Origin of the sequence: Enterobacter sp. CC120223-11, assembly GCF_900215375.1 — a bacterium.
Classification (GTDB): domain Bacteria; phylum Pseudomonadota; class Gammaproteobacteria; order Enterobacterales; family Enterobacteriaceae; genus Scandinavium.
Genome location: NZ_OBEF01000016.1, coordinates 47,958 through 67,432, shown reverse-complemented (window position 1 = coordinate 67,432; position 19,475 = coordinate 47,958). Strand labels below are relative to the sequence as shown.

The following is a 19,475-nucleotide window of genomic DNA, read 5'->3' as shown; positions in this document are numbered from 1 at the left end:
ATCGGGATAACATTATGTCGCAAATAGATTTGCAGCCGGATTTTGACTTTCAGCAGGCAGGCCTTGAGGTGCTGGAAATTGAACGTGAAGGTCTGGCCCAGCTCGATCAGTACATCAATCAGGATTTCATCCTCGCCTGTGAGAAAATCGCTTACTGCGGCGGAAAAGTCGTGGTGATGGGCATGGGAAAATCCGGGCACATTGGCCGGAAGATGGCCGCAACATTTGCCAGTACCGGCACACCGTCGTTCTTTGTTCACCCTGGTGAAGCCGCCCACGGCGACCTCGGTATGGTTTCACCGCAGGATGTCGTGATCGCGCTCTCTAACTCTGGCGAATCCAACGAAGTTCTGGCGCTGATCCCGGTCCTCAAACGTCTTCAGGTGCCGCTCATCTGTGTGACCAGCCGTCCGGAAAGCAGTATGGCGAAAGCCGCGGATATTCATCTGTGCGTCAGCGTGCCAAAAGAAGCCTGCCCGCTTGGCCTGGCGCCAACCTCCAGCACCACCGCGGCGCTGGTGATGGGAGATGCACTCGCCGTCGCCCTGCTAAAAGCGCGCGGATTCACCGCAGAAGATTTCGCACTCTCGCATCCAGGCGGAGCGCTGGGCCGCAAACTGCTGCTGCGCGTAAATGATATCATGCACACCGGCGATGAAATTCCGCACATCAGTCCGGATGCGACTCTGCGCGACGCGCTGCTTGAAATCACCCGCAAAAACCTCGGCATGACGGTTATCTGCGACGATGAAATGAAAATCGAAGGCATATTTACTGACGGCGACCTGCGTCGGGTGTTCGATATGGGCGTCGATGTCCGCAATCTCAGCATCGCCGAGGTCATGACCCGCGGTGGCGTGCGTGTTCGTCCGGGTATTTTGGCCGTAGACGCGCTGAACCTGATGCAGTCCCGCCATATCACCTGCGTTATGGTTGCCGATGGCGACCATCTGCTGGGTGTGATACATATGCATGATCTGCTGCGCGCAGGCGTAGTGTAAGTAAGGAAAAAACAATGAGTAATGCTGGCGCGTCGGTGACGACCTGCTATGGACCGGTTAGCTCGCGAGTCATGGAGAAGGCGGAAAATATTCGCCTGTTGATCCTCGATGTCGACGGCGTGTTGTCTGACGGACTGATTTACATGGGCAACAACGGCGAAGAATTGAAGGCCTTCAACGTACGCGATGGCTACGGCATTCGCTGCGCGCTGACGTCAGGTATAGAAGTTGCAATCATCACCGGACGAAAAGCTAAACTGGTAGAAGACCGCTGCAAAACGCTTGGGATCACCCATCTGTGGCAAGGACAGTCCGATAAGCTTATCGCGTACCGCGAGCTTCTGGATACGCTGTCCCTGCGTCCGGACGAGGTGGCTTACGTCGGCGACGATCTCATCGACTGGCCAGTCATGGCCGATGTTGGCCTGAGCGTCGCCGTCGCGGATGCGCATCCACTGCTTCCGCCGCGTGCAGATTACGTCACGCGCATTGCCGGAGGCCGTGGTGCCGTCCGTGAAGTGTGTGATTTGTTGCTGCTGGCTCAGGGCAAACTGGATGAAGCCAAAGGGCAATCAATATGAGTAAAACCAGACGTTGGGTTATCATCCTGCTATCACTGCTGGCGCTGGTGCTGATTGGTTTCAATCTGGTCGACAAAGACGAGACGGCCCCGAAGGTCGTTAACAACAACGAGCCGATGTACAAAAGTGAACATACTGATACCGTGGTTTACAGCCCGGAAGGTGCACTTAACTATCGGTTAATTGCCGAGCACGTCGAATATTTTTCTGACCAGGCAATCTCCTGGTTCACCCGACCCGTGCTGACCACATTCGATGTCAATAAAGTCCCGACATGGTCCATTAAGGCCGATAAAGCCAAACTGACGAATGATCGTATGCTGTATCTTTATGGACACGTTGAGATTAACGCGCTGACGGATGACTCACAGCTTCGCAAAGTCACGACAGACAACGCCATCGTGAATTTGGTTACCCAGGATGTAAGCTCCGACGATCTGGTGACTTTGTACGGTACAACATTTAATTCCAGCGGCCTCAAAATGCGCGGCAATTTACGCAGCAAAAACGCCGAGCTGATTGAAAAGGTGAGAACCTCTTATGAAATTCAGAAAAAATAAATTCAGCTTTAAGTTTGCCCTTGCCAGCGCTTTGCTGGCCGCCAGCCTGCCTGCGCTGGCCTTGACGGGCGATACCGATCAGCCGATTCACATTGAATCCGATCAGCAGTCTCTGGACATGCAGGGCAACGTCGCCACCTTCACCGGCAACGTCGTTGTCACCCAGGGCACCATCAAAATCAACGCCGATAAAGTCGTCGTGACTCGCCCTGCTGGCGAGAAAGGGAAAGAGACGATGGACGGCTACGGCAATCCAGCGACCTTCTATCAGATGCAGGACAACGGGAAACCAGTGAAAGGTCATGCGTCGAAAATGCATTACGAAGTCGCCAATGACCTTGTAGTGCTGACCGGCAAAGCCTATCTGGAGCAGCTGGACAGCAACATTACTGGCGACAAGATAACCTATCTGGTGAAAGAGCAAAAAATGCAGGCGTTTAGCGAAAAGGGCAAGCGCGTGACGACGGTTCTGGTGCCTTCGCAGCTGCAGGATAAAAGCGGCAACGCCCCTGCGCCAGCTCAGCCTAAGAAGAGTAACTAAGACGTTATGGCTACTTTAACTGCAAAGAATCTGGCGAAAGCCTATAAGGGACGTCGGGTTGTTGAAGACGTTAGCCTGACGGTGAATTCAGGCGAGATTGTTGGCCTGCTGGGCCCGAACGGTGCCGGTAAAACCACGACTTTCTACATGGTGGTGGGCATTGTTTCCCGTGACGCGGGCAATATTATTATTGATGACGAAGATATCAGCCTGCTGCCGCTGCACGCCCGCGCTCGTCGCGGTATTGGATATCTGCCGCAGGAAGCCTCCATTTTCCGTCGCCTGAGCGTGTTCGATAACCTGATGGCAGTCCTGCAAATTCGTGATGATTTGAGCAACGAGCAGCGCGTCGATCGTGCCAATGAGCTGATGGAAGAGTTTCACATCGAACATCTGCGCGACAGCCTCGGTCAGGCGCTGTCAGGCGGTGAACGCCGCCGCGTGGAGATCGCCCGTGCGCTTGCGGCAAATCCTAAATTTATTCTGCTCGATGAACCCTTTGCGGGCGTAGACCCCATTTCGGTCATCGACATTAAACGCATTATCGAACACCTGCGTGATAGCGGCCTCGGCGTGCTCATCACCGACCATAACGTGCGTGAAACGTTAGCGGTCTGTGAGCGTGCTTATATCGTGAGCCAGGGGCATCTGATTGCCCACGGCACGCCGGAAGAAATCCTGCAAGACGAGCATGTTAAGCGTGTGTATCTTGGGGAAGACTTCAGACTCTGATAGGGTAGTGAGTACAGATATTTCTGGCAGGAGAAATTTGCCCTGATTATGAAGCAAGGTTTGCAATTAAGGCTCAGCCAACAGCTCGCCATGACGCCGCAACTGCAACAGGCCATTCGTCTGTTGCAGCTTTCAACGCTTGAGCTGCAACAGGAACTCCAGCAAGCGCTGGAGAGTAATCCCCTGCTTGAGCAAACCGATCTTCACGAGGAAATCGACTCACAGGAAGAAGCGGACAACGAAGCTTTTGATACCGTCGATGCGCTCGAACAAAAAGAGATGCCCGACGAACTGCCGCTCGATGCCAGCTGGGATGAGATTTACACCGCGGGTACACCATCCGGCACGGGTACGGATTATCAGGACGACGAGCTGCCGGTTTATCAGGGCGAAACGACGCAGTCGCTGCAGGATTACCTGATGTGGCAGGTCGGCCTGACGCCGTTTTCCGATACCGATCGCGCCATTGCCACCTCGATCGTGGACGCGGTTGATGAGACAGGCTATCTCACCACTTCCGTCGAAGAGATCCTCGAAAGCATTGGCAACGAAGATCTCGATCTTGACGAGGTTGAGGCCGTTCTGAAACGGATCCAGCGCTTCGATCCGATCGGCGTGGCGGCAAAAGATCTGCGCGACTGCCTGCTGATCCAGCTTTCTCAGTTCGCCAAAGACACACCGTGGCTGACCGAGGCCAAAACGATTATCAGCGATCATCTCGATCTGCTGGCAAATCACGATTTCCGTACGCTGATGCGCGTCACTCGCCTGAAGGAAGACGTGCTGAAAGAAGCCGTGACGCTGATCCAGTCTCTGGACCCGCGCCCGGGTCAGTCAATTCAGACCGGTGAGCCTGAGTATGTGATCCCGGATGTGCTGGTGCGCAAAGTCAGCAACCGCTGGGTGGTGGAACTGAACTCAGACAGCATCCCGCGTCTGCAAATCAACCAGCACTACGCCGGAATGTGCAACACGACGCGTAACGACGCCGACAGCCAGTTTATTCGTAGCAACCTGCAGGAAGCCAAATGGCTGATTAAAAGCCTGGAGAGCCGCAATGACACGCTGCTGCGGGTCAGCCGCTGCATCGTTGAACAGCAGCAGGCCTTCTTTGAGCAGGGCGAAGAATTTATGAAACCGATGGTGCTGGCGGATATCGCTCAGGCCGTCGAGATGCATGAATCAACCATCTCGCGTGTTACCACGCAGAAGTATCTTCACAGCCCACGGGGCATTTTTGAGCTTAAGTATTTCTTCTCCAGCCATGTGAATACCGAAGGCGGTGGCGAAGCCTCGTCGACGGCGATTCGCGCCCTGGTGAAGAAGTTAATTGCCGCGGAAAATCCCGCGAAACCACTGAGTGACAGTAAGCTAACCACCATGCTGTCCGAACAGGGTATCATGGTGGCACGCCGCACCGTTGCAAAGTACCGAGAGTCTTTATCCATTCCGCCGTCGAACCAGCGTAAACAGCTGGTCTGACACAACCGATAAGGAAGACACTATGCAGCTCAATATCACAGGACACAATGTCGAAATCACTGACGCACTGCGCGAGTTTGTGAACACCAAATTCGCCAAGCTCGAACAGTTTTTCGAACGGATCAATCAGGTCTATATTGTGTTAAAAGTGGAAAAGGTGACTCATATCTCGGATGCCACCCTGCATGTTAACGGGGGCGAAATTCATGCCAGTGCGGAAGGGCAGGATATGTATGCCGCAATAGATGGTCTTATCGATAAGCTGGCAAGACAGCTAACCAAGCATAAAGACAAACTAAAACAACACTAATCGTCCGGGCGTACGCCTGACCCGGCGTTTCGGGCCAGGCGGCACGCAGGTGAATTTATGATGAACAACGATTCCGCTCTGCAACTGAGCAATGTCCTTAACCAGGAATGTACCCGCAGTGGCGTTCACTGCCAGAGTAAAAAACGCGCGCTGGAAATCATCAGCGAGCTGGCGGCAAAACAGCTAAGCCTGCCGCCGCAGGTCGTGTTTGAAGCTATCCTGACCCGTGAAAAAATGGGCAGTACCGGCATCGGTAACGGCATTGCCATTCCGCACGGTAAGCTCGAAGAAGATACGCTGCGCGCCGTCGGTGTGTTTGTAAAGCTCGAAACGCCGATTGCCTTTGACGCGATTGATAATCAGCCGGTTGATCTGCTGTTCGCGCTGTTAGTGCCCGCCGATCAGACCAAAACGCATTTGCATACTCTGTCGCTGGTCGCCAAACGTCTGGCAGACAAAACCATCTGCCGCCGCCTGCGCAGCGCGCAAAGTGACCAGGAACTGTATGAGATCATCACCGGGGAAGAGAGCGGCGATGAAGAAGCCTGAGAGTAACCCGGTTGTCGTAAGGAGAAACAACTGATGGTACTGATGATCGTCAGCGGTCGCTCGGGCTCAGGGAAATCTGTGGCTCTGCGTGCCCTGGAAGATATGGGCTTTTACTGCGTGGATAACCTGCCGGTTGTGCTGCTGCCGGAGCTCGCCAAGAGCCTCGCGGATCGGCAAATATCGGCGGCGGTCAGCATTGATGTGCGAAATATGCCGGAGTCCCCGGAGATTTTCGAACAGGCAATGGAAAACCTGCCCGACAACTTCTCTCCGCAGTTGCTGTTCCTTGATGCCGACCGTAACACGCTGATTCGTCGCTACAGCGACACTCGCCGTCTGCATCCGCTTTCCAGTAAAAATCTCTCCCTGGAAAGCGCCATCGATCAGGAAAGCGATCTGCTGGAGCCGCTGCGCTCGCGGGCGGATCTGATCGTCGACACCTCTGAAATGTCCGTGCATGAACTGGCGGAAATGTTGCGCACGCGCCTGCTGGGTAAACGTGAACGCGAGCTGACGATGGTGTTTGAATCCTTCGGATTTAAGCACGGGATCCCGATCGACGCCGATTACGTCTTTGACGTACGTTTCCTGCCAAACCCGCACTGGGACCCGAAGCTGCGCCCGATGACCGGCCTCGATAAACCCGTGGCAGCGTTCCTCGACAGGCACACAGAAGTACACAATTTTATCTACCAGACGCGCAGCTATCTTGAGCTATGGTTACCTATGCTGGAAACCAACAATCGCAGCTACCTGACGGTCGCGATTGGCTGCACCGGCGGTAAACATCGTTCGGTATACATTGCCGAACAGCTGGCTGACTACTTCCGCTCACGCGGTAAGAACGTTCAGTCTCGTCACCGGACGCTGGAAAAACGTAAAACATGAGCGTAAAGCACACCGTTGAGATTACCAATAAGCTGGGCATGCACGCCCGCCCGGCGATGAAGCTGTTCGAACTGGTTCAGACTTTCGATGCGGAAGTGCTTTTGCGCAATGACGAAGGCACGGAAGCCGAGGCAAGTAGCGTTATCGCACTGCTGATGCTGGACTCAGCCAAAGGCCGACAGATTGAGATTGAAGCCAGCGGCCCGCAGGAAGAAGAAGCCCTGGCGGCGGTGATTGCGCTGTTTAATGCCGGGTTCGACGAGGACTGAATCAGCCCCTCCTCACCTCACACTCAATCCCCTCAAGGCATTGGCACCCCGCTGTGGAAGCGAAACTCCGCATCCGGGGTCGAAATCAGTGCAGCCTCCACTTCACCAAAGAAGCGCACCCTTGGCGTGATATCTGTGTCGGAAACCTGCTGAGCGAGCGCCAAATAATCCTGATAGTGCCGCGCTTCGGAGCGCAGCAGCGACAGGTAAAACTTCTGCAAAGGCTCGTCCAGATACGGCGCCAGCGCGGCAAATCGCTCGCAGGAGCGCGCCTCAATATATGCCCCACAAATCAGCTTATCGATAAGCGTCAGCGGTTCGTGCGTGCGAACTTCTTTAAGCATCCCTTTGGCATAGCGGCTTGCAGTGATTTTCACATACGGGATCTCACGCATCAGCATGATCTCCCGCACCTGCCAGAAGTGATGCAGCTCCTCTTTAATCAGCAATACCATGCTGTCGATAAGCTGGCGGCCCCAGGGATCGTCGGTCTGCGGCATCGCGCTTTTGCCAATCTGCTTTTGCAGGGCGACAAAATCCGGCTCCGGGCCACCGCGAAAGGCAAAGGCTTCATACGGCTGTAGCCACGCCAGCAGCGCATCGGCCCCGGCTTTATCAGCGACGTATTTACGCACCAGCAGCATCGCGGTTTGCGCAGCTTTCAGCTCGCAAATCAGATGATCCGTCAGCAGCAGGGGCAGATGTTCGGGGGAACGGGCTTTGTCGATCCACGCCTGTGGCGTCGGGCACTGGAGGAAGGTTAAAACGGGTGCGAGGAGTTGCGGGTAATCCATTTGTCTTGCGCGGTCTCTCAGAAAAGCGTGCGGCAGCGAAAGCCACCGCACCGATCATCACTTAGTGGCGAACGCCGTCGTCGTCTTCATCAACGTAATCTTCGTCATCGCCCTCTTCGCCTTCACCGTTCGGATCTTCGAAGTAGGTGCCCCAGCCGTCGTACTCCACGCCGAACTTCTCGGCCAGGTTCATCAGCTGTTCAACCTGTGCGTCGATAAGTTCCGGGTTCAGCGCACATTCGCTCAGGGCGTCGCAGCAGATGACCACCTCGCCGCCCTCTTCGACTTCCAGCTCTTCCGGCTCGGTCACTTCGTAACCCAGCTTGAAGACCTCTACCGCCACTTTTTCCAGCGTGTCGAAATCGTCCGCAGAGAAATGGTGCTCGATGGTGTAGAGCGCGTCCGGATCGCTGCCATCATCCAGTAACTCTTCAATAATCAGACGCGTCTCTTCACGCTGCTCTTCCAGGTGTTCCGGGTTTGCCATTGCTCGTTCCTCATCATGTCGGCAGATACTTCTATTTTCACACACCGCAGTCATTGCCTCCACCTTTCCGACAAAGATTTGTGAATCAGGGTTGCAAATGAATATTCATACATATAAATTGAATTTTAATTCAATAAGTGGCTTAAGCCATGAGAGGGAAAGATGTCTGCGTTATACCAGAAGCATTTTTTGAAATTACTCGACTTTACCCCTGCCCAACTGACTCATCTGCTCACGCTGTCGGCGCAGCTGAAGGCTGACAAAAAAAGCGGCAACGAAGTGCCAAAACTGACCGGCAAAAATATCGCGCTCATCTTCGAAAAAGACTCGACCCGCACCCGATGCTCTTTCGAAGTTGCCGCATTCGATCAGGGCGCACGCGTCACTTATCTCGGTCCAAGCGGCAGCCAGATTGGCCATAAAGAATCCATCAAGGATACCGCCCGCGTGCTGGGCCGCATGTATGACGGCATTCAGTATCGCGGCCACGGCCAGGAAATTGTCGAAACGCTGGCGCAGTTTGCGGGCGTGCCGGTGTGGAACGGTCTGACCAACGAGTTCCACCCGACGCAGTTGCTGGCCGATTTGCTCACCATGCAGGAACATCTGCCGGGAAAAGCCTTCAACGAGATGACGCTGGTCTATGCAGGCGATGCGCGTAACAACATGGGCAACTCTATGCTGGAAGCCGCTGCGCTGACGGGGCTGGATTTACGCCTGGTGGCACCAAAAAGCTGCTGGCCGGAAGCGAGCCTGGTGGCGGAATGCAAAGCGCTGGCGCAGAAAAACGGTGGCGACATTACGCTTACCGAAGATATCGCCGCGGGCGTAAAAGGCGCAGACTTTATCTACACCGACGTATGGGTATCCATGGGCGAAGACAAAGCGAAATGGGCCGAGCGTATCGCCCTGCTGCGTGACTATCAGGTGAATAAAAAGATGCTGGCGTTGACGGAAAATCCGCAGGTGAAGTTCCTGCACTGCCTGCCCGCATTCCATGACGATCAAACCACGCTCGGTAAGCAAATGGCTCAAGAGTATGGTCTGCACGGCGGGATGGAGGTGACGGACGAAGTGTTTGAATCCGCAGCCAGCATCGTGTTCGATCAGGCTGAAAACCGGATGCACACCATTAAAGCGGTGATGGTCGCGACGCTGGCGAAGTAATGCGTCCTGCCAGCCCCTCTCCCGACGGAAGAGGGGCATTTGTTTTACTCGATCCTTGTCGCCCGCAGCAGCGTCTCCAGCGGGTACACCGCCGCAATCACCACTTCATCCTGCGTTTTCGCCGCTTCATCGAGCTGCGACTGAATCGAAGCGTACTCTTTGTCATCCAGCGTGCCCTGACGTGCCACCAGATCGGTTAAGCGCAGCCCCAGCGCGGCCAGCTTGTCGACCTGAAGTGCCACCGGTTTCATGGTTGCCAGCTGATGGTTGCCATCGGTCAGCAGCAGCACGTCGGCGGTATTGTTCTGCCAGCGGGTAAAGACATGACGCAGCGCATCGGCGCTTTCGTTGTCCTCAGCATCGCTAATCAGGTTATCCGCCCACTCGTTCAAATGTCGCACGGTGTCGCTTTCCGCCGGAAGCGCATCCGCAAAGCGGTTCAGTGGCTCAAACTGATGGTAGTTTCCGGCCTGGAATTTCAGGTGCTGACGGGTGTAATACTGCGCGGGTTCTGTGGCCTGCGCGAGGATCTGCAACGGCAGCGTGCTGCCGCCGTTCGCCAGGCGGGTGAACTGCACCAACTGTTGCGTATGCTGCTTCAGACCAACGGAGACCGTCGACCAGCTGTCGATCGCCTGTAAACGCTGGTACATGTTGTCGGTGTCGTTCACATCCTTCGCCGACCAAAGGCGCTCGGCCACTACAAAGCCGCGCGGCCACAGGCGAATATCCAGCACCGGCGCGACAATATTTTCCGCCCACAGCGCCGCTTCACCGCCCAGCAGGTTCTTCTGCTGTTCAGCATCGGGAACAACTGGCTGAATACCGGCCGGAACATCGTCCAGCCGCTGGCCCGTCACCGGGTAGCGCACGTTGCCGACGAGGAAGTAACCACCGAGACGATCGTCGTGAATATTCACTACCGGGCGAGTTTCCCCCATCCAGGTATCGACGGTGAAGGTGACCTGATCCGGGCTCAGCCATTCGATGTCATCCACCGCACGGCGCGATTTGCCATTGAAATCAATAAACCCGCGCCATTCCTGATCGCCCTTCACCAGCGTAAAGGTGCCTTCAACCGGTTTCCCCTTCAGACGTGGCATGCTGAACGACCAGCTCTGGGCGCTATCGGCATCGCTGATTTTATCTATGCCGTTAAGCCCCTGCGGAACAGGTTCGTTGCGGTAGTGGTAGGCCGCACTTTGCGGCTGATCGAGATAGAAACCGGTGGAAAGAATGCCCTTGTAGCCGTTCTTCGCCACCTCACCCAGCGCGTCCTGACCCTGCCAGGACTGGATCAGAATGCTCTTTGGCAGGTCCGGGTGGTAAATCTCATCCCAGCCGACCATCTGTCGGTGGTGCTTCTCCAGAATCAGCTCCAGCTTGCGGTTGAAGTACGCCTGCAATGCGTGGCTGTCAGCCAGCTTGTTCTCCTGCATAAACTTCTGGATAGCCGGGTTATTTTTCCACTGCGTATCGTCCACCTCATCGCCGCCGATGTGCAGATACGCGTCCGGGAAGATGGCCGCCAGCTCGCCGATCATCGCGTCAGCGAAGGTGTATGTGGCCTCTTTGGTCGGATCGAGTACAGGCTTGAGCACGCCCCAGTGGCGCTCCATTTCATATGGCCCCGGCGCGCTCATCAGTTCCGGATAAGCCACCGCGATGGCTGACGCATGGCCTGGCATATCGATTTCCGGCACTACGCGAATCCCACGGTCTGCCGCGTAGCGCACAATATCTTTCATTTGTGCAGGCGTGTAGAACTTGTCGTCGCTGGCAAGCTGCTGCAATTTGGGGTACTTCGTCGAGGCAAAGCGCCAACCCTGGTCGTCGGTCAAATGCCAGTGGAGCACGTTCAGCTTCGCCGCCGCCATGCCGTCAATCTGGCGTTTGATGTCCTCGATGGGCAGGAAGTGCCGCGCAGAGTCGAGCAGCACGCCGCGCCACGGGAAGCGCGGGGAATCTTCAATGGTGACATACGGAATCGAGGTATTGTCCGGCCCGTTCTGAATCAGCTGGAGCAGCGTTTCGATGCCGTGCAACGCGCCAAAACGGGTGTTTGCGGTCAATTTCGCGCCAGTTTCATCCACGACCAGCTTGTAGCTTTCATCGCTGTCCAGACGCGGGAGCGCCGGAACCTTATTGGCAATCACGATATTGATAGTCGGCGTTTTCACCGACCCGGTTTGCGGGACCATCTCCCAGCCTGTCTGGCGCGAAATCCTGTCTCGCAGGCGGCTGACGGCATCGCCCAGATCATCACCGCTGAGGTTGATGGTGAGCTGATTATTGAGGATCAGCGCCCCCTGCGCTGCCGGGCGTTCGACCTGGGCAGGCCAGGGCATCAGGGGAAGATCGCCGGCAGGGGCAGCCAGCGTAAAGCCACTCAGTAACAGTCCGGTTGTCAGCAGGCTGTAACGCACAGTTTTAAGCATCAGGATTTCCTTTATGACGGGCCAAAAAAAGGCAAAACAATGAGTTACCACAAGGAGATTCTGAGGGTCAAGGCCGAGAGACGACCGGCATCACAACTTGCTGAGATTAAGGAAAATGCTATATGCGCGCGGGTCTGTTTTCGCTCCTCTTCGCCAGTGCTTAAAATCGGTTCAGGAGGAAGGTGAAACCCAGCCCCGCCCCAGCGCTGAGCCCTGAACGCCCTGCTCATTCAGATAACGATCCAGCTCCACCATTCCCGTCCAGCGGTTCTCACACCACAGCGGCGCGAGAAGCGTCGGGCGACGGGCGTTGGCCGAAATGCGGTGATAGACAATTTCTGGCGGCGTATGGCGGATCATCTCTCCGGCAATGCGCGTATAGTCGTCGAGTTCAATACCACTCAGCCGCCCGGCCTCCCAGGCTTTGGCCATAATGCTGCCGGTGACGATGTGCAGCGGATGAAGCTTGATGCCGTCCGTGCCGGTCTCCACCACTTTTTCCAGCGTTTGCAGGCATTCAGCCTGATCTTCTCCCGGCAGGCCGACAATCAAATGCGAACACACCTTCAGGCCTCGCTCCCGGGCAAGGCGCGTTGTTGCCTGATAGCAGGCAAAATCATGGCCACGATTGATGCGATGCAGAGTTTTATCCTGCGCGCTCTGCAAACCGAGCTCCAGCCACACTTCGTAGCCCTGCTCTTTATATTCGCTGAGCAAATCCAGCACAGCTTCCGGCACGCAGTCCGGGCGCGTGCCGACGCACAGGCCGACAATATTCGCCTGGCTGACCGCCTGCTGATACATCGACCGCAGCACCTGCACTTCGGCGAAGGTGCTGGTATAAGCCTGGAAATAGGCGAGGTAACGTTTTGCACGATTCACCAGATGCGCCTGGTGCGCCAGCTGGTCAGCTATGGATTTATGCTGCTGCGCCTCATCGGCAAATGAGGCTACATTGCAGAAAGTGCAGCCGCCGCGCCCGATGGTGCCATCGCGGTTCGGGCAGCTGAAACCGCCGTGCAGCGTGAGCTTATGGACCTTTTCGCCATAGCGACGTGAAAGATCCCCACCAAACATATTGACTAATTTCTGTAACTGCATAATCTGATAGACCGCGCCTTTCGAAGAGGTGCCAAGCCTGCCATTTTTAGTCTCTTTCGGCGATGACCTGGATCAAGCGCCCCGGAGACGTCACACCTATTGCATAACAAATCAACATAACTGCAATTTCATTCACCTTAAAGGTGATTACTTTTCCTTATGCCTTATCGCTGTTTTTCGCGATTGCGCTCACAGATAAAAAACAGTGTCATCATGGGCATTCACCACCCATGGCAGAATAATATTCTGATGTAAAAAAGCCTTTCAGCACAGATCGGCCATAATGCGGCTTCTGGATAGTGAGAGAGATCACATTCAGTTGCCGTTTCGCTCAGGGTAAATACAATGTAAAAATGCACAAATAACATTACATATCATAAAGTTAACCTGCCTATAGCACGTTTTTGTATAAATAAGATTGCCATTTGACCTGTGTGCGGATTCCCGATAACTTGAGGATCCGCTGGAAGCTTTCTCGATGAGCGGTCTGCTCATCATATTTATGCAGTAATTGAGATTCCCTCTGAAGCAAGTCCGCAATACTTGTTTACCGATGCGAAAGGATTTTAAGAGGGCGAATGTGTGGCCACTGGCCCCGCCGCCTTACTCTTTCTGCGCCTGCGCGCAACGGTCCGGAGTGTGTCCGTAGAGCCTGGGGAGGTTCACTGATATGTTGTACGATAAATCCCTTGAGAGGGATAACTGTGGTTTCGGCCTGATCGCCCACATAGAAGGCGAACCTAGCCACAAGGTAGTGCGTACCGCGATACACGCACTGGCCCGCATGCAGCACCGTGGTGCGATCCTTGCCGATGGTAAAACCGGCGACGGTTGCGGCCTGCTGCTGCAAAAACCGGATCGCTTCTTCCGCCTTGTGGCCGAAGAGCACGGCTGGCGCTTAGCCAAAAACTACGCCGTCGGGATGCTGTTCCTGAATAAAGACGCTGAACTGGCTGCCGCTTCGCGTCGCGTCGTTGAAGAAGAACTTCAGCGTGAAACCCTGTCGATTGTCGGCTGGCGCGATGTGCCAACCAACGAAGGGGTACTCGGTGAAATCGCCCTCTCCTCGCTGCCGCGTATTGAGCAAATTTTTGTTAATGCCCCGGCTGGCTGGCGTCCGCGCGATATGGAACGCCGTCTGTTCATCGCCCGCCGCCGCATTGAAAAGCGTCTTCAGGAAGACAAAGATTTCTACGTCTGCAGCCTGTCGAACTTGATCAATATTTATAAAGGTCTGTGTATGCCGGCGGATCTGCCGCGCTTCTACCTGGACCTCGCGGACCTGCGTCTGGAATCGGCCATTTGCCTGTTCCACCAGCGTTTCTCCACCAACACCGTGCCGCGCTGGCCGCTGGCGCAGCCGTTCCGCTACCTGGCGCACAACGGCGAAATCAACACCATCACCGGTAACCGCCAGTGGGCACGCGCGCGTACCTACAAATTCCAGACCCCGCTGATCCCCGATTTGCACGATGCCGCGCCGTTCGTTAACGAAACAGGTTCCGACTCAAGCTCGATGGATAACATGCTCGAACTGCTGCTGGCAGGCGGGATGGACATCGTGCGCGCCATGCGTCTGCTGGTGCCGCCGGCATGGCAGAACAACCCGGACATGGACACTGACCTGCGCGCGTTCTTCGACTTCAACTCCATGCATATGGAGCCGTGGGACGGCCCGGCGGGCATTGTTATGTCCGACGGACGCTACGCCGCCTGTAACCTTGACCGTAACGGTCTGCGCCCGGCGCGCTACGTCATCACCAAAGATAAGCTCATCACCTGCGCTTCCGAAGTCGGGATCTGGGATTACCAGCCAGACGAAGTGGTTGAAAAAGGCCGCGTTGGGCCTGGCGAACTGATGGTGATCGATACCCGTGCGGGCCGCATTCTGCATTCCGCAGAAACGGATCACGATCTGAAAATCCGCCACCCGTACAAAGAGTGGATGGAGAAAAACGTGCGCCGCCTGGTGCCGTTTGAAGATCTGCCTGACGAAGAAGTGGGCAGCCGCGAAATGGACGACGACGCGCTGGCAAGCTTCCAGAAACAGTTTAATTACAGCGCAGAAGAGCTGGACTCTGTCATCCGCGTGCTCGGCGAAAACGGCCAGGAAGCAGTAGGCTCAATGGGGGATGACACCCCGTTTGCCGTGCTCTCCAGCCAGCCGCGCATCATTTACGACTACTTCCGCCAGCAGTTTGCGCAGGTGACTAACCCGCCAATCGACCCGCTGCGTGAAGCACACGTAATGTCGCTTGCCACCAGCATTGGTCGTGAGATGAATGTCTTCTGCGAAGCAGAAGGCCAGGCGCACCGTCTGAGCTTTAAGTCGCCGATCCTGCTCTACTCCGATTTCAAACAGCTGACGACGATTCAGGAAGAGCACTACCGCGCCGACACGCTGGATATCACCTTTGATGTGAACGAAGCGAGCCTCGAAGAAACCGTTAACGCGCTGTGCGACAAGGCCGAGCAAATGGTGCGTAACGGCACCGTGCTGCTGGTGCTCTCTGACCGCAACATCGCGAAAAACCGCCTGCCAGTACCTGCGCCAATGGCGGTAGGTGCCATCCAGACGCGCCTGGTTGATAAGAGCCTGCGCTGCGATGCCAACATCATCGTTGAAACCGCCAGCGCCCGCGATCCGCATCACTTTGCAGTGCTGCTGGGCTTCGGTGCCACGGCAATCTACCCGTACCTCGCCTATGAAACCCTGGCGAAACTGGTCGATACCAAAGCCATCGAAAAAGATTACCGCCATGTGATGCTGAACTACCGCAACGGCATCAACAAAGGCCTGTACAAAATCATGTCCAAAATGGGCATCTCGACCATCGCCTCTTACCGCTGCTCGAAGCTGTTTGAAGCGGTGGGCCTGCATGACAGCGTGGCAAATCTCTGCTTCCAGGGCGTAATCAGCCGTATCGGCGGCGCAGGCTTTGAGGACTTCCAGCAGGATCTGCTGAACCTCTCCAAACGCGCCTGGCTGGCCCGTAAGCCGCTCGATCAGGGCGGATTACTGAAGTACGTTCACGGCGGCGAATATCACGCCTACAACCCGGACGTGGTGCGCACGCTGCAGCAGGCCGTTCAGAGCGGCGAATACAGCGATTATCAGCAGTATGCTGAGCTGGTCAACAATCGTCCTGCGGCAACGCTGCGCGATCTGCTGGCCATCAATCCTGGCAGCGAAGCCGTCAGCATCAATGACGTTGAACCGGCAACCGAGCTGTTTAAACGCTTTGACACCGCGGCAATGTCCATCGGCGCACTGAGCCCGGAAGCCCACGAAGCGCTGGCGGAAGCCATGAACAGCATCGGCGGCAACTCGAACTCAGGCGAAGGCGGCGAAGACCCGGCGCGTTACGGCACCAATAAAGTCTCACGCATCAAACAGGTTGCTTCTGGCCGCTTTGGCGTGACGCCAGCGTACCTGGTTAACGCCGACGTGATTCAGATTAAAGTCGCTCAGGGTGCAAAACCGGGCGAAGGCGGCCAGCTGCCGGGCGATAAAGTTACGCCGTACATCGCGAAACTGCGTTACTCCGTACCGGGCGTGACGCTGATTTCCCCTCCGCCGCACCACGATATTTACTCTATCGAGGATCTGGCGCAGCTGATTTTCGACCTGAAGCAGGTTAATCCGAAGGCGATGATCTCCGTGAAGCTGGTTTCTGAACCGGGCGTCGGCACCATCGCTACCGGTGTAGCCAAAGCCTATGCGGACCTGATCACCATCGCAGGCTATGACGGCGGTACAGGCGCAAGCCCACTTTCCTCCGTGAAATACGCGGGCTGCCCGTGGGAACTTGGCCTGGTGGAAACCCAGCAGGCGCTGGTTGCCAACGGCCTGCGCCACAAAATCCGTCTCCAGGTGGATGGCGGCCTGAAAACCGGCCTCGACATCATCAAAGCGGCGATTCTGGGCGCAGAAAGCTTCGGCTTCGGTACCGGCCCGATGGTCGCGCTGGGCTGTAAATACCTGCGTATCTGCCACCTGAACAACTGCGCAACCGGCGTAGCAACTCAGGACGACAAGCTGCGTAAAAACCACTATCACGGTCTGCCGTTCAAAGTGACTAACTACTTTGAATTTATTGCCCGCGAAACCCGCGAGCTGATGGCGCAGCTGGGCGTGAAGCGTCTGGTGGATCTGATTGGCCGTACCGACCTGCTGAAAGAGCTGGACGGTTTCACCGCCAAACAGCAGAAGCTGAGTCTTTCGAAACTGCTGGAAACCGCTGAGCCTCATCCAGGCAAGGCGCTGTACTGCACCGAGAACAACCCGCCGTTCGACAACGGCGTGCTGAACGCACAGCTGCTGCAGCAGGCAAAATCCTATGTGGACGACAAGCAGAGCAAAACGTTCTGGTTTGATATTCGCAACACCGATCGCTCCGTAGGCGCATCGCTGTCGGGCTATATCGCTCAGACGCATGGCGATCAGGGCTTGGCCTCCGACCCGATTAAGGCACACTTCAGCGGCACCGCAGGTCAGAGCTTCGGCGTGTGGAACGCAGGCGGCGTGGAGCTCTTCCTGACCGGCGATGCCAACGACTACGTCGGCAAGGGCATGGCAGGCGGTCTGCTGGCGATTCGTCCTCCGGTTGGCTCCGCCTTCCGCAGTCACGAAGCGAGCATTATCGGCAACACCTGCCTGTATGGCGCAACCGGCGGTCGTCTGTACGCCGCGGGCCGTGCGGGCGAACGTTTCGGCGTGCGTAACTCCGGTGCCATCACCGTGGTAGAAGGCATTGGCGACAACGGCTGTGAATACATGACTGGCGGTATCGTCTGCGTGATCGGCAAAACTGGCGTCAACTTCGGCGCGGGCATGACCGGTGGCTTCGCTTACGTGCTGGATGAAGACGGTGACTTCCGCAAACGCGTGAACCCGGAACTGGTGGAAGTGCTGGACGTAGACTCTCTGGCTATCCACGAAGAGCATCTGCGCGGCCTTATCACTGAACACGTTCAGCTGACGGGCTCCTCGCGCGGCGAAGAGATCCTGGCGAACTGGCCAGCGTTCTCCGCGAAATTCGCTCTGGTTAAACCGAAGTCCAGCGATGTCAAAGCACTGTTGGGTCACCGTAGTCGTAGCGCAGCTGAGCTGCGCGTGCAGGCGCAGTAAGGAATACAGATGAGTCAGAATGTTTACCAGTTTATCGACTTACAGCGTGTGGACCCACCAAAGAAGCCGCTGAAGATCCGTAAAATTGAATTTGTTGAGATCTACGAAACCTTCTCCGAAGGCCAGGCCAAGGCGCAGGCAGACCGCTGCCTGTCCTGCGGTAACCCTTACTGCGAGTGGAAGTGTCCGGTACACAACTACATCCCGAACTGGCTGAAGCTCGCCAACGAGGGGCGTATTTTTGAGGCGGCAGAACTGTCGCATCAGACCAACACGCTGCCGGAAGTCTGCGGGCGCGTTTGCCCGCAGGATCGCCTGTGTGAAGGTTCCTGTACGCTGAACGACGAGTTTGGTGCGGTGACCATCGGCAACATCGAACGCTACATCAACGATAAAGCGTTCGAAATGGGCTGGCGTCCGGATCTCACCGGCGTGAAGCAAACCGGTAAAACCGTCGCCATCATCGGTGCGGGCCCGGCGGGCCTCGCCTGTGCAGATGTGCTGACCCGCAGCGGCGTGAAGGCTGTGGTCTTCGACCGCCATCCAGAAATTGGTGGCCTGCTCACCTTCGGGATCCCGGCCTTCAAGCTGGAAAAAGAGGTCATGACCCGCCGCCGTGAAATCTTCACCGGCATGGGCATTGAGTTCAAACTGAATACCGAAGTGGGCCGTGATGTGCAGCTGGACGACCTGCTGAAAGATTACGATGCCGTCTTCCTCGGCGTCGGCACCTATCAGTCAATGCGCGGTGGGCTGGAAAATGAAGAAGCAGATGGCGTGTTTGATGCGCTGCCGTTCCTGATTGCCAACACCAAGCAGATCATGGGCTACGGTGATTCTGCCGACGAGCCGTATGTGAACATGGAAGGCAAGCGCGTGGTAGTCCTGGGCGGTGGCGATACCGCAATGGACTGTGTGCGTACTTCCGTTCGTCAGGGCGCAACGCACGTTACCTGTGCTTATCGTCGTGATGAAGAGAACATGCCAGGCTCACGTCGCGAAGTGAAAAACGCGCGTGAAGAAGGCGTAGAGTTCCAGTTCAACGTACAGCCGCTGGGCGTGGAAGTGAACGCCAACGGTAAAGTGAGCGGCGTGAAGATGGCGCGCACCGAAATGGGTGCCCCGGATGCCAAAGGCCGCCGTCGGGCCGAAATTGTTGCCGGTTCCGAACACGTGGTGCCTGCCGATGCCGTTGTGATGGCGTTTGGTTTCCGTCCTCACAGCATGGAGTGGCTGGCGAAGCACAGCGTCGAGCTGGACTCTCAGGGTCGCATCATTGCGCCGGAAGGCAGCGACAACGCGTTCCAGACCAGCAACCCAAAAATCTTCGCGGGTGGCGATATCGTGCGCGGTTCTGATCTGGTAGTAACGGCCATTGCCGAAGGTCGTAAAGCCGCAGACGGGATCATGAATTACCTGGAAGTGTAATCCACTTAGATACCCG

17 protein-coding genes are annotated in these 19,475 nt (G+C 56.1%); 13 read left to right on the top strand and 4 right to left on the bottom strand.

Going from position 1 to position 19,475, the window contains the following annotated elements:
- The first annotated feature begins 14 nt into the window (after positions 1–14).
- From kdsD to npr, 10 genes are read left to right on the top strand one after another with little or no spacing between them, the layout of a single operon-like run.
- On the top strand, positions 15–1,001 hold the full coding sequence (gene kdsD / locus CRO87_RS17365) for an arabinose-5-phosphate isomerase KdsD (protein ID WP_097164185.1): 987 nt from the start codon (positions 15–17) through the stop codon (positions 999–1,001).
- Between the two features lie 14 nt (positions 1,002–1,015).
- Entirely contained in the window at positions 1,016–1,582 is a 567-nt protein-coding gene (gene kdsC, locus CRO87_RS17360) for a 3-deoxy-manno-octulosonate-8-phosphatase KdsC (RefSeq protein ID WP_097164184.1), read from the top strand.
- Entirely contained in the window at positions 1,579–2,142 is a 564-nt protein-coding gene (lptC, locus tag CRO87_RS17355) for an LPS export ABC transporter periplasmic protein LptC (RefSeq protein ID WP_097164183.1), read from the top strand. The genes kdsC and lptC overlap by 4 nt, the downstream gene beginning before the upstream one ends.
- Positions 2,123–2,683 (top strand): lipopolysaccharide ABC transporter substrate-binding protein LptA, encoded by a 561-nt coding sequence (gene lptA, locus CRO87_RS17350; protein ID WP_097164182.1) that lies wholly within the window; start codon positions 2,123–2,125, stop codon positions 2,681–2,683. Before lptC ends, lptA begins: the two co-directional genes overlap by 20 nt.
- Positions 2,684–2,689: 6 nt before the next feature.
- Positions 2,690–3,415: an LPS export ABC transporter ATP-binding protein gene (gene lptB, locus CRO87_RS17345; RefSeq protein ID WP_097164181.1), complete on the top strand. Its 726-nt coding sequence runs from the start codon at positions 2,690–2,692 to the stop codon at positions 3,413–3,415.
- Positions 3,416–3,463: 48 nt separating this feature from the next.
- Complete coding sequence (rpoN, locus tag CRO87_RS17340) at positions 3,464–4,897, top strand: RNA polymerase factor sigma-54 (protein WP_097164180.1); 1,434 nt, start codon at positions 3,464–3,466, stop codon at positions 4,895–4,897.
- Between the two features lie 22 nt (positions 4,898–4,919).
- A complete protein-coding gene (gene hpf, locus CRO87_RS17335; protein WP_097164179.1) occupies positions 4,920–5,207 on the top strand; it encodes a ribosome hibernation promoting factor in 288 nt (95 codons plus the stop codon).
- A gap of 57 nt (positions 5,208–5,264) precedes the next feature.
- Positions 5,265–5,756 (top strand): PTS IIA-like nitrogen regulatory protein PtsN, encoded by a 492-nt coding sequence (ptsN, locus tag CRO87_RS17330; RefSeq protein WP_097164178.1) that lies wholly within the window; start codon positions 5,265–5,267, stop codon positions 5,754–5,756.
- A 33-nt stretch (positions 5,757–5,789) separates the two neighbouring features.
- On the top strand, positions 5,790–6,644 hold the full coding sequence (gene rapZ / locus CRO87_RS17325) for an RNase adapter RapZ (RefSeq protein WP_097164177.1): 855 nt from the start codon (positions 5,790–5,792) through the stop codon (positions 6,642–6,644).
- Positions 6,641–6,913 (top strand): PTS phosphocarrier protein NPr, encoded by a 273-nt coding sequence (gene npr, locus CRO87_RS17320; RefSeq protein WP_097164176.1) that lies wholly within the window; start codon positions 6,641–6,643, stop codon positions 6,911–6,913. The genes rapZ and npr overlap by 4 nt, the downstream gene beginning before the upstream one ends.
- Positions 6,914–6,945: 32 nt before the next feature.
- On the opposite strand, the gene miaE is transcribed toward npr, so the two are convergent.
- A complete protein-coding gene (gene miaE, locus CRO87_RS17315) occupies positions 6,946–7,707 on the bottom strand; it encodes a tRNA isopentenyl-2-thiomethyl-A-37 hydroxylase MiaE (RefSeq protein WP_097164175.1) in 762 nt (253 codons plus the stop codon).
- Between the two features lie 61 nt (positions 7,708–7,768).
- Complete coding sequence (gene rraB / locus CRO87_RS17310; protein ID WP_097164174.1) at positions 7,769–8,194, bottom strand: ribonuclease E inhibitor RraB; 426 nt, start codon at positions 8,192–8,194, stop codon at positions 7,769–7,771.
- A 162-nt stretch (positions 8,195–8,356) separates the two neighbouring features.
- Here rraB and argF point away from each other — a divergent pair, with 162 nt between their 5' ends.
- Positions 8,357–9,361, top strand: coding sequence for an ornithine carbamoyltransferase (gene argF / locus CRO87_RS17305; protein WP_097164173.1), 1,005 nt, complete (start codon positions 8,357–8,359; stop codon positions 9,359–9,361).
- A 44-nt stretch (positions 9,362–9,405) separates the two neighbouring features.
- Here the strand turns inward: argF and CRO87_RS17300 are convergent, their stop codons facing one another.
- Both CRO87_RS17300 and CRO87_RS17295 read right to left on the bottom strand, forming a co-directional pair.
- Positions 9,406–11,799: a beta-N-acetylhexosaminidase gene (locus CRO87_RS17300; RefSeq protein WP_097164172.1), complete on the bottom strand. Its 2,394-nt coding sequence runs from the start codon at positions 11,797–11,799 to the stop codon at positions 9,406–9,408.
- A 171-nt stretch (positions 11,800–11,970) separates the two neighbouring features.
- The gene (locus tag CRO87_RS17295) at positions 11,971–12,900 is read right to left on the bottom strand and encodes a TIGR01212 family radical SAM protein (RefSeq protein WP_097164171.1); all 930 of its coding nucleotides are present in this window, start codon (positions 12,898–12,900) and stop codon (positions 11,971–11,973) included.
- 670 nt (positions 12,901–13,570) lie between these two features.
- On the opposite strand from CRO87_RS17295, the gene gltB reads away from it, so the two are divergent.
- Both gltB and gltD read left to right on the top strand, forming a co-directional pair.
- Positions 13,571–18,031 carry a glutamate synthase large subunit gene (gene gltB / locus CRO87_RS17290; RefSeq protein ID WP_097164170.1) on the top strand — a complete coding sequence of 1,487 codons (4,461 nt, stop codon included), beginning with the start codon at positions 13,571–13,573 and terminating at the stop codon, positions 18,029–18,031.
- Between the two features lie 9 nt (positions 18,032–18,040).
- The gene (gene gltD / locus CRO87_RS17285; protein ID WP_097164169.1) at positions 18,041–19,459 is read left to right on the top strand and encodes a glutamate synthase subunit GltD; all 1,419 of its coding nucleotides are present in this window, start codon (positions 18,041–18,043) and stop codon (positions 19,457–19,459) included.
- The last annotated feature ends 16 nt before the right edge of the window (positions 19,460–19,475 follow it).

Excerpts from the sequence above, each read along its gene's own strand:
- lptC (WP_097164183.1), top strand. The coding sequence starts at position 1,579 with ATGAGTAAAACCAGACGTTGGGTTATCATCCTGCTATCACTGCTGGCG.
- CRO87_RS17295 (WP_097164171.1), bottom strand. The coding sequence starts at position 12,900 with ATGCAGTTACAGAAATTAGTCAATATGTTTGGTGGGGATCTTTCACGT.
- argF (WP_097164173.1), top strand. The coding sequence starts at position 8,357 with ATGTCTGCGTTATACCAGAAGCATTTTTTGAAATTACTCGACTTTACC.
- hpf (WP_097164179.1), top strand. The coding sequence starts at position 4,920 with ATGCAGCTCAATATCACAGGACACAATGTCGAAATCACTGACGCACTG.
- kdsC (WP_097164184.1), top strand. The coding sequence starts at position 1,016 with ATGAGTAATGCTGGCGCGTCGGTGACGACCTGCTATGGACCGGTTAGC.
- rapZ (WP_097164177.1), top strand. The coding sequence starts at position 5,790 with ATGGTACTGATGATCGTCAGCGGTCGCTCGGGCTCAGGGAAATCTGTG.
- npr (WP_097164176.1), top strand. The coding sequence starts at position 6,641 with ATGAGCGTAAAGCACACCGTTGAGATTACCAATAAGCTGGGCATGCAC.
- miaE (WP_097164175.1), bottom strand. The coding sequence starts at position 7,707 with ATGGATTACCCGCAACTCCTCGCACCCGTTTTAACCTTCCTCCAGTGC.
- CRO87_RS17300 (WP_097164172.1), bottom strand. The coding sequence starts at position 11,799 with ATGCTTAAAACTGTGCGTTACAGCCTGCTGACAACCGGACTGTTACTG.
- ptsN (WP_097164178.1), top strand. The coding sequence starts at position 5,265 with ATGATGAACAACGATTCCGCTCTGCAACTGAGCAATGTCCTTAACCAG.
- rraB (WP_097164174.1), bottom strand. The coding sequence starts at position 8,194 with ATGGCAAACCCGGAACACCTGGAAGAGCAGCGTGAAGAGACGCGTCTG.
- lptA (WP_097164182.1), top strand. The coding sequence starts at position 2,123 with ATGAAATTCAGAAAAAATAAATTCAGCTTTAAGTTTGCCCTTGCCAGC.
- gltD (WP_097164169.1), top strand. The coding sequence starts at position 18,041 with ATGAGTCAGAATGTTTACCAGTTTATCGACTTACAGCGTGTGGACCCA.
- lptB (WP_097164181.1), top strand. The coding sequence starts at position 2,690 with ATGGCTACTTTAACTGCAAAGAATCTGGCGAAAGCCTATAAGGGACGT.
- rpoN (WP_097164180.1), top strand. The coding sequence starts at position 3,464 with ATGAAGCAAGGTTTGCAATTAAGGCTCAGCCAACAGCTCGCCATGACG.
- kdsD (WP_097164185.1), top strand. The coding sequence starts at position 15 with ATGTCGCAAATAGATTTGCAGCCGGATTTTGACTTTCAGCAGGCAGGC.
- gltB (WP_097164170.1), top strand. The coding sequence starts at position 13,571 with ATGTTGTACGATAAATCCCTTGAGAGGGATAACTGTGGTTTCGGCCTG.